Source organism: Sphaerisporangium melleum (genome assembly GCF_014646695.1).
Lineage (GTDB): Bacteria > Actinomycetota > Actinomycetes > Streptosporangiales > Streptosporangiaceae > Sphaerisporangium > Sphaerisporangium melleum.
This window is the reverse complement of sequence record NZ_BMNT01000018.1, coordinates 42,573-57,318: the sequence shown is the minus strand read 5'-3', so window position 1 is coordinate 57,318 and position 14,746 is coordinate 42,573. Positions and strand designations below refer to the sequence as shown.

Below are 14,746 nucleotides of genomic sequence, written 5' to 3'. Positions count from 1 at the left end.
TGTCATTTGCCACGCTAAGTCGGAGCGCCTTTCGCCTGTTATCGAGTCGCTATCGCGGCGACGTGGCCGCTTTACGGGCAGCGCGAGGTGCGGGAATCGCCGCGGGCGCGAGCGGACGCGCCCGCTCCTCCCGGCCGGGCACAAGAGCCGGCTCCGGCGTCACTCCGGCAACGGGCTCCTGCGGCGCCGCGGCCGTGACGGGCCGCCGGATCGGCGCGGCGGCCGGGTCCAGGCGGGCACGGCTCATCGCCGCGCGCACGGCGGCCAGGGCCGCCGCCTCCGGCTCCGCGGCGAGCCCCGCGCCCCACCTCGGCCCGCCGCCGGAGGTCCAGCACTCGGCGTACACCGCCACCTCGGCGCCGGCCTCCCGGGCCACCGGCACGTCCCGTGCGGTGTGGTGCACGGCGCGCACCTCGACCCCCCACCGGGCGAGCGCGTCGCGCACCGCCTGTACGCGGGCGGACCGGCCGCCGCCGAGGTCGAACCCGTCGCCGTCGAAGTGCAGTTCGGCGACCACCGGGTCACCGGCGAACACCAGTGGGAGGGGCAGGGCGGCGTACTCCAGGTACTCGCGCTCGAACAGCTCCATGACCCGTCCGGGCGCGATCTCGCCGCCCTCGGCGTCGGCGCGTGCCTGTACCACCCGCGCGAAGTCGGCCTGCAGCGGGCGTGGCAGGTTCATGCCGTGCCAGGCGCTCATGACGTAGGCCACGCCGCCCTTGCCGGACTGGCTGTTGATGCGGACCACCGCCTCATAGGTTCGGCCGACGTCGCGCGGGTCGATCGGCAGGTAGGGCATCTCCCACGGCAGGTCCCGCGGCGCGGCGCCGGTCTCGGCGGCGGCGCGCTCCAGCGCGTCGAAGCCCTTCTTGACGGCGTCCTGGTGTGACCCGGAGAACGAGGTGTAGACCAGGTCGCCGCCATAGGGGTGCCGCGGATGGACGGGCAGCCCGTTGCAGTGCTCCACGGTGCGCCGCACGTCGTCCAGGCCGGAGAAGTCGATGCCGGGGTCCACGCCCTGGGTGACCATGTTGAGTCCCAGCGTGACCAGGCAGACGTTGCCGGCCCGCTCCCCGTTGCCGAACAGGCATCCCTCGACGCGCTCGGCCCCGGCCAGCAGGGCCAGCTCGGCGGAGGCGACCCCGGTGCCGCGGTCGTTGTGCGGGTGCACCGACAGGCACACGTGCCGGCGGCGGCTCAGGTGGCGGTCCAGCCACTCGATCTGGTCGGCGAAGACGTTGGGCGTCGAGCGCTCGACGGTCGTGGGGAAGTTGAGAATGATCTCCCGCCCCTCCCCCGGGCCCCACACGTCCATCACCGCCTCGCAGACCTCCAGCGAGAAGTCGAGCTCGGTGTCGTTGAACAGCTCGGGCGAGTACTGCAAGCCGAGGTCGCAGTCGCCCAGCAGCTTGTCGGCGTACTTCACGACCAGCCGGGTGCCCTGCACGGCGAGGTCCTTGCACTCGTCGCGGTCCATCCCGAACACCACCCGGCGGAACAGCGGCGAGGTGGCGTTGTACAGGTGCACGGTGGCGCTCCGCGCGCCCTCCAGGCTCTCGACGGTGCGCCTGATCAGCTCGTCGCGCGCCTGCACCAGCACCGAGATGCGCACGTCGTCGGGGATCCGGTCGCCCTCGATGAGCGCGCGCACGAACGCGTGGTCGTCCTGGCTGGCGACCGGGAACCCGACCTCGATCTCCCGGTATCCCATGCGGACCAGCAGGTCGAACATCGCCATCTTGCGCTCGGGCGTCATCGGGGCGGCGAGCGACTGGTTGCCGTCGCGCAGGTCGGTGGACAGCCAGCGCGGCGCGGAGGTGATGGCGTTGCCGGGCCAGCGCCGGCCGGGCAGGTCCACGGCCGGGAACGGGCGGTAGCGGCCGGCCCGCGCGGCGCCCCCGCCGCCGGGTGCGGACGCCGTGTTCGCTGTGGTCATCTTCGTGACTCCCATCTCCCCCCTGGCCGCTGTTGCCACCGCGCGCCGCTCTGCAGGGAGGAGACCGTGAACGGGCACGGCCGGAATGCGCTCGTTCACGCGATCCGGAAATGGGTGGAGTACGAGTACGGCGACAGCATCACCTGGATCTGGTAGGAGTCCGTCTCGTCCTGCATACGAAAAGTCACGATGATTTCCGGATATGCGGCGCTGACTCCGAGACCGACGAAGTAGTAATCGCTGTCGAAGACGATGCGATAAAGCCCGCGCTCGAGCTTCTTGTCGCGCCACTCGCTTATCCGGCCCTCGCTGTCGGTCTCGGCGTCGGCCAGGTCATGCCATCCGCCGAGGCCGTCGCGCTCCAGGCGGGCACGTACACCGGCGGCCGATCGGCCGTAGACGCTGTCCAACGCCTGCGCGGTAATACTCATCTCCAGCACACCCATCTGCCGTGCCCGCCGCAACGGACAGCTCCCAGCACCGTGTGGCGCGCCGGTCATGCCTGCCGTCCCGCCGGCCCGCACGGGCCCGGGCTCGCTGCCCGGAAGGGGGTGTCGTCACCGGCCCGGCGTGCACGGCGGGACGGCGGACGCCGACGGCACCGGCCAGTCCCCTGCCTTGACGGTAAGAATGCCGAAGGGTGCTATCGGTGGGCTTTCCACCCGCTATCGACCGCCGGTCCCCGGACGCTCCGCGAGCGCGTCCGCCCAGCTCAGCCCGCTATTCGCGGCGGCTCGATCGGGCCTTGCGAGCCCGCGCGGCGCGGGCCGGCCAAGCCGGGAACGCCGCGCCCGCCCATCTGTGACCTGCCCGGATGGCGGATGAGAAGCGAGCCGATAAGGAGTGGATGGCGAAGATTCCTACGTTGACGGTGCTCAGGCGGTGATCCGCCGGTGAACACCGCATCCGCGACACGCAGCAGAGGTCACACCCATGCCGATGGCACCGGCTCGGGAGCGGCCGACGCGGTGGTGCGGGGCGACCCGCCGTGGGGCCGAGCGGCCGCAAGCCCGTGACCGCTCCCCGGCGGCGATGAAACGCGTGCGTCCACATCCGGTCACGCCTCGCGTTGAGACGTTCATATTACCGCCCTGTAAAAGACCCCATAGCGGGACAGACGACCACTTACCGTATCACCAAGGCCCCCCAGTCGGGTTGCACAGACGAACGAACACCGTGCGTGCGAGAAGTATGCGTAGCCGCTCTATAGCTCCGAATCACTTATAGTTGTACGATCCAGACATAAGTGACATTGCTATTAGTAACCAATCTGCGGCCGAACGTACATGCCAGGCCCGGCCATAAGCCGCTCGGGGGCGATGTCCACGCAAGAGCGGAACTCCTGGCGTCACGCGTCTGTATACCTCTCGCATCGGAGGGTGATCGAGCTTCCGGATGGGCCGCGAGTCTTGTTGCGAGGAGATGCAGTGCAATTCGGGATTCTTGGGGCGCTCGAGGCGACCGCCGCCGACCGGCGACTCGATCTGGGCGGCATCCGGCAGCAGATCGTGCTGGCCACCCTGCTCCTCGACGCCAACCGCGTGGTCACGATCGGCCGGCTCATGGAGGCCATCTACGGCGACGAGCCGCCGACCACCGCCCGATCCCAGGTCCAGATCTGCATATCCGCCCTGCGGCGGCTGTTCGCGGCCAACGGCAGCCCCGACATCATCTCCACCCAGTCGCTGGGGTACTGCATCAGGGTCGCCGCCGACCAGATCGACGTCCAGCGCTTCGACAGCCTGGTCCAGCGCGCCCGCCGCGCCCGCGAGTCCCGCAACCTCAACGAGGCGATCCGGTACTACCGCGAGGCTCTGGCGCTGTGGCGGGGGCCCGCCCTGGACGGCATCGAGAGCACCCTCGTGCAGACCTCGGCCAGCCGGCTGGCCGAGGACCGCATCAGCGCCAACGAGGACTGCATCCAGCTGGAGCTCGACCTCGGCCGCCACCACGAACTGGTGGGCGAGCTGACCGAGCTCACCGAGGAGCACCCGCTGCGCGAGCGGCTGCGCGGCCTGCTGATGACCGCCCTCTACCGCTCCGGACGCCAGGCGGAGGCGTTGCAGGTCTACCGCAACGCCCGCCGGACGATGATCGAGGAGCTGGGCATCGAGCCCAACGAGCGCCTGCAGCAGCTCGAACACGCGATCCTCACCTCCGACGAGAGCCTCGCCGCGCCGCCTCCGCCGCCCGCGCGCGCCGAGGTGCGCCCGCCCCCGGTCTCGGCCGCGCCGCCCGCCGCCGGGATGCTGCCGACCGACATCGCCGACTTCACCGGCCGCACCGCGCAGATCGAGGACATCCGCCGGCGCCTGGTGCTCGCCGCGGAGGACCGCTCGCGGTTCGCCGTCCCGATCATCGTGATCGTCGGCAAGCCGGGCGTGGGCAAGACGACCATCGCGGTGCACGCCTCGCACGCCGTCGGAGAGCGCTTCCCGCACGGGCAGCTCTTCGCCGACCTGCACGGCGCTGCCTCCCGTCCCACCAGCCCCATGCAGGTGCTGGAACGCTTCCTGCGCGTGCTCGGCGTGGCGGGCACCGCCATCCCGGACGGCATGGAGGAGCGGGCCGAGATGTACCGCGCGCTGCTCGCCGACCGCAAGATGCTGATCGTGCTCGACGACGCGGGCAGCGAGAGCCAGGTGCTGCCGCTGCTCCCCGGCAGCCCCTCGTCCGCGGTGATCATGACCGCGCGCACCCGGCTCGCCGGCCTCGCGGGCGCCGTCCACGTCGACGTGAACACCTTCGACTCCGGCCAGTCGGTCGACCTGCTCTCCCACATCGCCGGCACCGAGCGGGTGCAGTCGGAGATCGAGGCCGCCGAGGCGCTGGCCGACATGTGCGGGCACCTGCCGCTCGCGCTGCGGATCGCCGGCGCCCGCCTGTCGGCCCGCCCGCACTGGAGCATCGAGCAGCTGGTCAGCCGCCTGGCCGACGAGACCCGCCGCCTCGACGAGCTCAAGCACGGCGACATGGCGATCAGGGCCAGCATCTCGCTGACCTACGACAGCGTCAGCGAGGACGCCCGGCGGCTGTTCCGCCGGCTGACCATCCTGGACTCGCAGATCTTCTCGGCCTGGGTGAGCGCCGCCCTGCTGGACCAGCCGCTCCCCGTGGCGCAGGACCTGCTGGACGACCTGGCCGACGCCCAGCTCATCGAGACCACCGGCATCGGGTACGGCGTGCACAGCCAGTACCGCTTCCACGACCTGATCAGGGTGTTCGCCCGCGAGCGCCTGGCCGCCGAGGAGACCCCCGCCGAGCGCAACGCGGCGCTGGAACGGGTGCTCGGCGGGCTGCTGTTCCTCGCCGAGGCGGCCCACCGCCGCGAGTACGGCGGCGACTACGTGCAGATCCACAGCGACGCCCGGCGCTATCCGCTGCCGGACCCGCTGGTCACCCAGCTCGTCGCCTCGCCGCTGCAGTGGTACGAGCGCGAGCGCTCGATGCTGGTGTCCGGCATCCGGCAGGCGGCCCAGGCCGGCCTTGTGCCGCTGTGCTGGGACCTCGCGATCAGCTCGGTGACGTTGTTCGAGTCGCGCGTCTACCTCGACGACTGGCGGGAGACCCACCAGGTGGCGCTGGCGGCGGCCCGGCAGGCGATCGACATGCGCGGGCAGGCCGCGATGCTGTACTCGCGCGGCTCGCTCTACATCACCGAGCAGCGGTTCGGCGACGCGCGCTGTGACTTCGAGGCGGCGTTGCAGCTGTTCGAGGACGTCGGCGACCACCAGGGCACGGCGCTGGTCATCAGGAACATCGGCTTCCTGGACCGGCTGAGCGGGCGCTTCGCCGACGCCGAGGCGCACTACCGGCGCGCACTGGAGATCTTCCACGCCAACGGCGACCAGGTCGCCTCGGCGTACGTGCTGCACAACCTGGCCCAGCTGCGGCTGGAGTTCGACGACCTGCCCGGCGCCCAGCGGATGCTGTCGGAGGCACTGGAGCTCAGCCGCAGGAGCGGCAGCAGGCGGGTGGAGGCGCAGGTCCTGCACCGCATCGGCCACACCTACCTGCAGTCGGACCGGCCGGCGCGCGCGGTGGAGGTGTTCGAGGAGGCGCTGGCCGCGGTGCGCAACATCGGCGACCCCACCGGCGAGGCGTACGCCCTGCACGGTCTCGGGGTGGCGCGCATGCGGCGCGGTGAACTGGCGGAGTGCGAGAGCGCGCTCACCCGGGCGCTGATGCTGGCGAGCACCTCCAGCGAGCACCTGGTCGAGGCGCGGGTGCAACTCGGGCTCGGCGAACTGGCCATGACCCGCCACGACGCCACCCAGGCGGTCGTCTACCTGGAGCAGGCCCTGTCACTGTTCCGCCAGATGAACATGCCGCTGCAGGAGGCCCGCACGCTGATGCGGCTGAGCGACGCCCAGCAGGCGGCCGGCGACGAGGACGCCGCCCACGACTCACTGCACCAGGCGCTCATCCTGACCGACAAGATGGACGCCCCCGTCGCCGAGCAGATGCGCGCCCAGCTCAACCAGCGCCTCAGCGACTCCCGCTGACCGCACGAGGCGCCGGGCGCGCCGGCGGTCAGGGCCGTCACCACGGTTGGAGGTCGTGGCCGGTCACAGGACGCAGGCGGTGGAGGCGGAGGGCGAGCTGGATCTCCAGGGCACGCTCGGGGGACTGCCAGCCGTCGCCGAGGAGCCGGCCGACCCGGTCCAGGCGCTGGGTGACGGTGTTGACGTGGATGTGCAGCCGTTCGGCGGTGCGCGCGAGGCTGGATCCGGTGCCGAAATAGGTCTCCAGCGTCTTGACCAGGGCGGTACCGCGGCGCCGGTCGTAGGCCAGCACCGGCCCGATGGCCGTCTCCAGGAAGGCGCCGACGTCGCGGTCGCGGCCGATCAGCAGGCCGACGAAACCGAGCTCGTCGCAGCCGGCGCCCTCTCCTGCCCTGCCGAGGGCGAGCAGCGCCTCGGCGCAGCGCCGGGCCTCGCGGTAGGCGCCGGCGACGGCGGCCGGGCCGCGCACCGGGCCCGCCCCGCCGGCGGTGACCGCGGTGCCGAGCGAGGCGCCGAGCTCCTTGGCGACGCGCCGGGCGGCGGCCGAGGGGTCCAGCCCGGGCAGCAGCAGGATGGTCTCCTCGCCGCGGACGGCGACCAGCCCGTGCCGGGAGGCGGCGTCGGAGGACGCCCAGAAGGCCGTGCGCTGCGCCGTCAGCGGCTCCTGCTCGCGGTGGCGGGCGGCCACCAGCACGTGCGGGGCGTCCAGGTCGACGCCGAGCAGCCTCGCCCGGCCGTGCAGGGCGTCGGAGTGCACGGCGCGGCCGGTGAGCAGGTCGTCCAGCAGCTCGCCGCGCACCCTGCCCTCGGCCGCGGCGGCGGTGCGGCGGAACAGCAGCAGCAGCGCGGTGACCAGGGCGGCCCGTTCGAGGATGCGCTGGTCGGCGTCGGAGACCGCCTCGGGGGCGCGCAGCACGAGCGTGCCGAGGTTCTCGGCGCCGGAGGCCACCGAGGTGACCCACAGGTCGCCGCGCCGGACGGTGCGGGCGAGCCGGCGGGAGGCGGCGGCCGCGGCGCCCACCTCGGTCTCGTCCAGGTCGCCGGCCGAGCCGACCTCGGCCAGGCGCCGCCCGTCGGAGTCGAGCACGACGATGGCGCCGCCGAGGATGTCGGTGACCACGGCGGCGACGTCCTCCACCCCGCCGCCGCGGACGACGAGCCCGGTCATGCGGTCATGGGCCTGGGCGGCCCGTTCGACCGAGGCGCTGCGGGCCTGCAGCAGCCGGTTGGCGGCGCTCAGCTCGCCGAGCGCGGTGCGGGTCTCCTCCAGCAGGCGGGCGTTGTCCAGGGCGACGGCGGCGTGCGCGGCGAGCGAGGCGAGCAGCGCCACCTCCTCCTGGGCGAAGGGCCGGGCGCTGCGGTTGGCGGCGAACAGCACGCCGATGATCTGGGCGCCGAGCCGCATCGGGACGCCGAGGATGGCGACCAGCGCCTCCTCCTTGACGGCGGCGTCGATGTGGCCCGCGTGCCGGAACCGCCCGTCGGAGAAGTAGTCGGCGCTGGCGTACGGAGTGCCGGTCTGGGCGACCAGCCCGCCGAGCCCGGCCCCCATGGGCAGGCGCAGCGCCCGGAACGCCGCCGAGACCGAGCCGTCGGTGACCCGCATGTAGGTGTCACCGCGGTCGGGGTCGTGCAGGGTCATGTAGGAGATGTCGGCGTGCAGCAGCCTGCGGGCGCGGCGCACGATGGCCTCCAGCACCGCGCCGACGTCGCGCAGCCCTGCCAGGTCGCCGGCCGTCTCGAACAGCGCCGACAGCTCGGCCTCGCGGCGGGCCCGGTGCTCCAGCAGCGCCCGTACGCGCAGCGCGGCGAGCTTGGCCTGGTCGAGCTCGGCGAGCAGTTCGGGGGCGGCGCCGGCGGCGCGCGCCTCGACCAGGGGCGCCTCGAACTCCACCGGAGAGGCCTCCCGGGCGAGCAGGTCGAGGAAGACGGTGCGGCTCATGGGGCCAATTGAACCCCTTTCGCGCGGCACTGCCGGGTCAGCGGCCATGCGGGCGAACCTTCGCGTGCCGGACGGCCGGGACGCGCACCGCCGTGGCCTGCCCGTGAATCGTCAACGTGTTCTTCATAGTTCGTCCCCCGATGTGGCGGCCGGGCGGGTCCCTAGTGCGCCGTCCAGCCGCCGTCGATGGCCAGGGACGCCCCAGTGATCATGGACGCCTGCGGCGAGCACAGGTAGGCGACGGCCTCGGCCACCTCCCCCGGCTCGATCAGGCGCCGGATCGCCGCCGGGGCGAGCATGACCTGCTCGACGACCTCCTCGGGCGCCAGGCCGTGGACGCGCGCCTGGCCGGCGATCTGCTCCTCCACCAGCGGGGTGCGCACGTAGGCGGGGTTGACGCAGTTGGAGGTCACCCCGTGCTCCGCGCCCTCCAGGGCGATCACCTTGGACATGCCCTCCAGGGCGTGCTTGGCGGTGACGTAGGCGACCTTGTACGGCGAGGCGCGCAGCCCGTGCACCGAGGAGATGTTGACGACCCGGCCCCACCCCCGGGCGTACATGCCGGGCAGGGCCCTTCTGACCAGGCGGAACGGCGCCTCCACCATGATCTTCATGATGGCGGAGAACGTCTCGGGCGGGAACTCGGCGATCGGGGCGACGTGCTGGAACCCGGCGTTGTTCACCAGGATGTCCACCTCGCCGCAGTCGAGCGCGTCCACCGCGGCCAGGTCGGTCAGGTCGGCGGTGATCGCCTCCCCGCCGACCTCGCCGGCGGCCTCGCGCGCCTCGCGCTCACGGACGTCCAGGATGAGGACCCGGGCGCCGGCCCCGGCCAGTCGCCGGGCGCAGGCCCGGCCGATGCCACTGGCCCCGCCGGTCACCACGGCCCGGCGGCCGCTCAGATCCACCCCGGCTACCTGCCCGGCGGTCACGCTCGTTGAAACCACAGCGAATGCTCCTCGGAGTACGGAGTGTGCGAGGCGCGTGCCATCGGCCTCGGACGATAGGTGGCGGGCCGGTCAGACCGGCGAGCCGACGCCCTGCGGCCGGGCGGGCGTGCCGTCGGCCTCCCCGGGCGGCCGGTCGCGCCGCCCACCGCCGGAGCGGGGGCGGACCAGGTCGCGGGCCGTGCCCCAGACGCCCCTCCGGAAGACCAGCACGATGATCACGAAGATGGCGCCGGTGACGATGCCGATGCCCTCGAAGCCGGAGGTGACCAGGTAGTCGTTGAGCAGGACCACCAGGGCGGCCCCGAGCACCCCGCCCCACAGCGTGCCGATTCCGCCGAGGACGACCATCATCACGACCTGGCCGGAGGTGGTCCAGTAGACGTTCTCCAGCGAGGCGAACCCGTGGCCGACGGCGAACAGCCCGCCGGCCAGCCCCGACAGCGCCGCCGACAGCACGAAGGCCAGCAGGCGGTAGCGGTCGACCGGGTAGCCGAGGGCCTGAGCCCGCGCCGGGTTGTCCCTGATCGAGGCGAGCACCCTGCCGAACGGCGAGCGGACGATGCGCCAGACGGCGAGGAAGCCGAGCAGCACCAGGGGCAGGCCCGCGTAGTAGAACAGGAAGGAGTCCGACAGGTCCAGCCCGAACAGCTCCCGCGGCACGCCCTGCAGGCCGTTCTCGCCGCCGGTCAGGCCGCGCCACTGGTTGACCACGAAGTACACCATCTGCGCGAAGGCCAGGGTGACCATCGCGAAGTAGATGCCGCGCAACCGCACCGACAGGTAGCCGATGGGCAGCGCGAGCAGGGCTGCGGACGCCGCGCCGCCGAGCACCGCGACCGGGAAGGGCAGGCCGCTGCGCAGCGCGATGAGGCCGGCGACGTAGGCGGAGGTCCCCCAGAAGGCCGCATGCCCGAACGACAGCAGCCCGGTGAAGCCGAGCAGCAGGTCCAGCGCCGCGGCGAACAGCGCCCAGCAGGCGATGTCCAGCGCGACCGGCGGGTACACCATCCAGGGCAGCGCCAGGGCGAGCAGCAGGCCGGTGGCGAGCAGCAGGGGCCGGGCGGCCGGCCGGGAAGCGATCACGACGGCGACTCCTCGCGTCCGAACAGGCCGGCCGGGCGCCACAGCAGCACGGCCGCCATCAGGATGAACACCAGCGTCTGCGACAGAGCGGGCACGTAGAGGTTGCCCAGCGCCGAGACCAGGCCGATGGCGAACCCCGCCGCCACCGAGCCGAAGATGGAGCCGAGGCCGCCGATGACCACGACCGCGAAGACCGTGATGATCAGGTCGGCGCCCATCAGCGGGTTGACCGCGCGCATGGGGGCGGCGAGCACTCCGGCGAGCCCGGCCAGCGCGATGCCGAAGCCGAAGACCGGCGTCACCCAGCGCCCGACGTCGATGCCGAGCGCGCGGGTCAGCTCGGGCCGCTCGGTGGCCGCGCGGACGATCATGCCGACCCGGGTGCGGGTGAGCACGACCCACACCGCCCCGCAGACCACCAGCGAGACGGCCAGGACGAACACCTGGTAGGCCGGGTAGGTGAACAGCCCGAGGTCGACGGTGCCGGCGAGCGCCTCCGGCCGCGGGTAGGGCTGCGACTGCACGCCGTACTCGCGTTTGACCAGGTCCTGCAGGATCAGCGCGAGCCCGAAGGTGAACAGGAAGTTGTACAGCGGGTCGAGCGGGGCGAGCCTGCGGACGAACAGCCGTTCCAGCAGGGCGCCGGCCAGGCCGAGCACGAGCGGCACGGTCACCAGCGCGGCCCAGAAGCCGACGCCGAAGTGGTCGAGCAGGATGTAGGAGCCGAACGCGCCGAGCATGTAGAAGGCACCGTGGGCGAAGTTGACCACGCCCAGCATGCCGAAGATGACGGCGAGGCCCAGGGCGAGCAGGGCGTAGAAGGCGCCTCCCACCAGGCCGTTGAACGCCTGTTGGAGCACGGTGACCTCCAGGGGACGAGGGGGCGGGCGTGCCCGCCGGCCGGCCGGCGGGCACGCGGCGGATCAGAGCTTGCAGGCGGGGCTGGCGGGCTGGAAAGCCTTGTCCGCCGGGATGGGCTTGAGCACCTTCTCGTAGTCCCAGGGCTCGGTGACCTCGCTGGACGGCTTCACCTGGGCCAGTGAGACGTCGTGCGTCAGCAGGTGGTCCTGGGCGCGGATGGTGGCGTTCTTGGCGAAGACGTCCTCGAACGTGTGGCCCTCGAGCTGCCCGACCACCGCGTCGGCGCCGTCGGTGCCGGCCCGCTGCACCGCCTCCAGGTACTGCGTGGCGGCCGAGTAGTTGGCGGCGTTGGGGAAGCTCGGCCGCTTGCCGGCCTTGGCCTGGAACTTGTCGGCCCAGGCGCGGTTCTCCGGGGTGGCGTTCCAGTACCAGGCGTCGGTGAACTTGGTGCCGGCCAGCGCGTCCGGGCCCAGGGAGTGGATGTCGGTGATGAACATCAGCCCGACGGCCAGGCCGATGCCCTTGTCGCGCAGCTTGTACTCGTTGTACTGCTTGACGAGGTTGACCAGGTCACCGCCGGCCTGCATGGTGCCGAGCACCTGCGGCTTGGGGTCGAGGCCGGGCGCCTTGAGCAGGAAGGTGGAGAAGTTGTCGTTGGGGAACGGCGCCGGGTCGGCCTGGATGACGGTCCCGCCCGCGTCCTTGACCGCCGCGGTGAAGTTCTTCTGCATGTCCTGCCCGAACGCGTAGTCCGGGTAGACGATGTACCAGTTCTTCGAGCCGTCCTCGGTCACCGTGGCGCCGGTGCCGTGTGCCAGCATCCACGTGTTATAGCCGTAGTGGAAGGTGTACTTGTTGCACTGGGCGCCCTCCAGCTCGGTGGTGGCGGCGCCGATGTCCATGAAGATCTTCTTCTTGCCCTTGGCGACGCCGGCCACCGCGAGCGCCGCCGCCGAGGAGGGCACGTCGAGGATCACGTCGGCCTTCTGCCGGTCGTAGAGCTCCTGCGCCTTGGAGTTGGCGACCTCCGGCTTGTTCTGGTGGTCGGCGGACACCACCTCGATGTCCTTCACGACCGCCTTGCCGCCGTACCTGGCCTTGTAGTCGTCGACCGCCATCTGCACGGCCGTGACGCTGCTCTTGCCCGACAGGTCGGCGTAGATCGCCGACTGGTCGTTGAGCACGGCCAGCACGACCTTGCCGTCGCTGATCTTCTCCCCGCTCCCGCCGCCGCCGGGGCCGCCCGCGCAGCCGGCGATCGTGGCACCCGCCGCCACCAGGGCGGCCGCTCGGCCCAGAGCTCTCATGTACGTGTCTCCTTGCATGTGTGTTCGGGCCTCGCTGCGCGCGGCCGGGGGGTGCGAAGGAGGGGCGCGTCCCCGGCCGCGCTCCGCTTCGGGGGATCGGCGTCAGATGCCGAGGTGGTCCAGCAGTTCGTGCTCGCGGGTGCGCATCTGGTCGTTGTCCAGCGACTCGACGACCCGTCCCTCGGCGAGCAGGTAGTGGCGGTCGGCGACGGTGGCGGCGAAGTGCACGTTCTGCTCGATCAGCAGGACGGTGGTCCCCTGCCGCTTCACCTCGCGCAGGATCTCGCCGATCTGCCGGACGATCAGCGGGGACAGCCCCTCGGTCGGCTCGTCGCACAGCAGCAGCCGCGCCCCCATGCGCAGCACCCGCGCCAGGGCGAGCATCTGCTGCTCGCCGCCGGACAGCTTGGTGCCGGGGAACGCGCGCCGCTCGGCCAGCCGGGGGAAGGTCTGGTAGACCTGCGGCAGCGTCCAGGGGTCGGGCCCGACCCGGGGTGGCAGCGTCAGGTTCTCCTCGACGGTGAGCGTGGAGTACACCCCGCGGTCGTCGGGCACGTACCCCAGGCCCTGCCGGGCCCGCCGGTGCGCCGGCAGGCGGGCGATGTCGGTCCCGCGGAAGCGGATGCTCCCGCTGTAGCGGCCCTGCAGGCCCATCAGGCAGCGCAGCAGGGTGGTCTTGCCCGCGCCGTTGCGGCCGACGAGGGTGACGATCTCCCCTTCGCCCACCCGCAGCGACACCTCGCGCAGCACCTGCGCCTCGCCGTACCAGGCGGACAGGCCGCCCACCTCCAGCAGCGGTGCGAGATCAGTCCTCGGCATGAGGGTCTCCCAGGTAGGCGCTGATGACGCGCGGGTCGTGGCGGATCTCGGCGTAGGGGCCCTCGACGAGCACCTTGCCGCTCTGCAGGACGGTCACCCGGTCGGCCAGGCTGGACACCACGCTCATGTTGTGCTCGACCATGACGACGGTGCGCCCCGCGCGGACCTTCCTGACCAGTTCCACGGTGCGGTCGATGTCCTCCGCGCCCATGCCGGCGGTGGGCTCGTCCAGCAGCAGCACGCGCGGGTCCAGCGCCAGCGCGAGGGCCAGCTCCAGCGCCCGCTTGTGTCCGTAGGCGAGGGTGCCGGCCGGGGTGGCGGCGTGCGCGGTCAGGCCGACCTGGTCCAGCAGCTCGGCCGCCCGTCCGGCGTACCGGCCGAGCAGGCGGTCGGAGCGCCAGAACCGCCAGGTGAGCCGGGTCGCACCCGCCAGGGCCAGCTCCAGGTGCTCGCGCGGGGTCAGCTGCGGGAACAGGCTGGTGATCTGGAACGACCGGGCGACGCCGAGGCGGGCCACCTGCTCGGGACGCCGGCCGGTGAGGTCGCGGTCGCCGAGCAGGATGCGGCCCGCGCTGGGCTTCAGGAAGCCGGTCAGCAGGTTGAACAGCGTGGTCTTGCCCGCGCCGTTCGGCCCGACCAGCGCGTGGACGCTGCCCTCGGCGACGTCCAGGTCCACCCCGTCGACGGCGCGGAAGCCGCGGAACTCCTTGGCCAGGCCCTGCGCCCGCAGGACGGGACCGTCCATGTGGCCTTCCTCCTCGTCTCGATCGGGTCGTGTGATCCGGCCGCACCGCCTCCGCCGGCGGCACGCGCGGTGTTTCCCGCGGATGGCCCAGCCGTTAACGGACGAAGTCGGTGTGACGGGGACACTAGGTGAGCCGCGCGAGCCGTTCCATGTGGGCGCCGCACATAATCACCGGCGACAGGCCGGAGCCCGACCACATGTTCCGCAGGTCAGCGGGCACCCCACACCTCGGCGCTCCGTCCATGGCTTCGCGAGCGCGGGCGCCCTTGCAGCGCGGACATCGATCCCGCTCTGCCCGGCCGCCGCACGTACGCCGCCGCCTCTCAAGGACCCGCCCGCCGCCGGGCGGGGCACGCGACCCCGCACTCCGGCATAGGGGCGGCCGACATGAGCGGGGCACCGTTCATGGCCGCGGCGGACGTGGCCGCGCTCACCTCGGACGACCGCCATGCGGACGGCACGGGCGACCGTGCCGCCGATCGATTGGGGCACCAGCTCGGCGCGCCGGGCGCGCCGCGCGGACGGACGCGCTTCGTGACCGGAAACTCTTCGTGGTCATTTCATTACCCTCCGTTTCCGATCTCCTTAAGGGAGCACA

At 72.3% G+C, this 14,746-nt stretch carries 10 protein-coding genes; 1 reads left to right on the top strand and 9 read right to left on the bottom strand.

Going from position 1 to position 14,746, the window contains the following annotated elements; genetic code table 11:
- Positions 1-49: 49 nt before the first annotated feature.
- Together IEY93_RS17245 and IEY93_RS17240 are read right to left on the bottom strand one after the other, a co-directional pair.
- Positions 50-1,936: a 2-isopropylmalate synthase gene (locus IEY93_RS17245; protein ID WP_203968632.1), complete on the bottom strand. Its 1,887-nt coding sequence runs from the start codon at positions 1,934-1,936 to the stop codon at positions 50-52.
- A gap of 95 nt (positions 1,937-2,031) precedes the next feature.
- Positions 2,032-2,382, bottom strand: coding sequence for a hydroxyisourate hydrolase (locus tag IEY93_RS17240; protein WP_189164096.1), 351 nt, complete (start codon positions 2,380-2,382; stop codon positions 2,032-2,034).
- A gap of 981 nt (positions 2,383-3,363) precedes the next feature.
- Here IEY93_RS17240 and IEY93_RS17235 point away from each other — a divergent pair.
- Positions 3,364-6,441: an AfsR/SARP family transcriptional regulator gene (locus tag IEY93_RS17235; RefSeq protein ID WP_189164095.1), complete on the top strand. Its 3,078-nt coding sequence runs from the start codon at positions 3,364-3,366 to the stop codon at positions 6,439-6,441.
- A 37-nt stretch (positions 6,442-6,478) separates the two neighbouring features.
- On the opposite strand, the gene IEY93_RS17230 is transcribed toward IEY93_RS17235, so the two are convergent.
- The 7 genes from IEY93_RS17230 to IEY93_RS17200 all read right to left on the bottom strand — a co-directional run bounded on the left by IEY93_RS17230 (position 6,479) and on the right by IEY93_RS17200 (position 14,148).
- Positions 6,479-8,383 carry a helix-turn-helix domain-containing protein gene (locus tag IEY93_RS17230; protein WP_189164094.1) on the bottom strand — a complete coding sequence of 635 codons (1,905 nt, stop codon included), beginning with the start codon at positions 8,381-8,383 and terminating at the stop codon, positions 6,479-6,481.
- Between the two features lie 161 nt (positions 8,384-8,544).
- Positions 8,545-9,330 carry a 3-hydroxybutyrate dehydrogenase gene (locus IEY93_RS17225; RefSeq protein ID WP_189164093.1) on the bottom strand — a complete coding sequence of 262 codons (786 nt, stop codon included), beginning with the start codon at positions 9,328-9,330 and terminating at the stop codon, positions 8,545-8,547.
- A 72-nt stretch (positions 9,331-9,402) separates the two neighbouring features.
- A complete protein-coding gene (locus IEY93_RS17220; protein ID WP_203968630.1) occupies positions 9,403-10,416 on the bottom strand; it encodes a branched-chain amino acid ABC transporter permease in 1,014 nt (337 codons plus the stop codon).
- On the bottom strand, positions 10,413-11,276 hold the full coding sequence (locus IEY93_RS17215) for a branched-chain amino acid ABC transporter permease (RefSeq protein WP_189164092.1): 864 nt from the start codon (positions 11,274-11,276) through the stop codon (positions 10,413-10,415). The genes IEY93_RS17220 and IEY93_RS17215 overlap by 4 nt, the downstream gene beginning before the upstream one ends.
- A 63-nt stretch (positions 11,277-11,339) precedes the next feature.
- The gene (locus tag IEY93_RS17210) at positions 11,340-12,584 is read right to left on the bottom strand and encodes an ABC transporter substrate-binding protein (protein ID WP_189164091.1); all 1,245 of its coding nucleotides are present in this window, start codon (positions 12,582-12,584) and stop codon (positions 11,340-11,342) included.
- A gap of 102 nt (positions 12,585-12,686) precedes the next feature.
- Positions 12,687-13,403, bottom strand: a complete 717-nt coding sequence (locus IEY93_RS17205) for an ABC transporter ATP-binding protein (RefSeq protein WP_203968629.1) — start codon at positions 13,401-13,403, stop codon at positions 12,687-12,689.
- The gene (locus IEY93_RS17200) at positions 13,390-14,148 is read right to left on the bottom strand and encodes an ABC transporter ATP-binding protein (RefSeq protein ID WP_189164090.1); all 759 of its coding nucleotides are present in this window, start codon (positions 14,146-14,148) and stop codon (positions 13,390-13,392) included. Before IEY93_RS17200 ends, IEY93_RS17205 begins: the two co-directional genes overlap by 14 nt.
- Positions 14,149-14,746 lie beyond the last annotated feature (598 nt).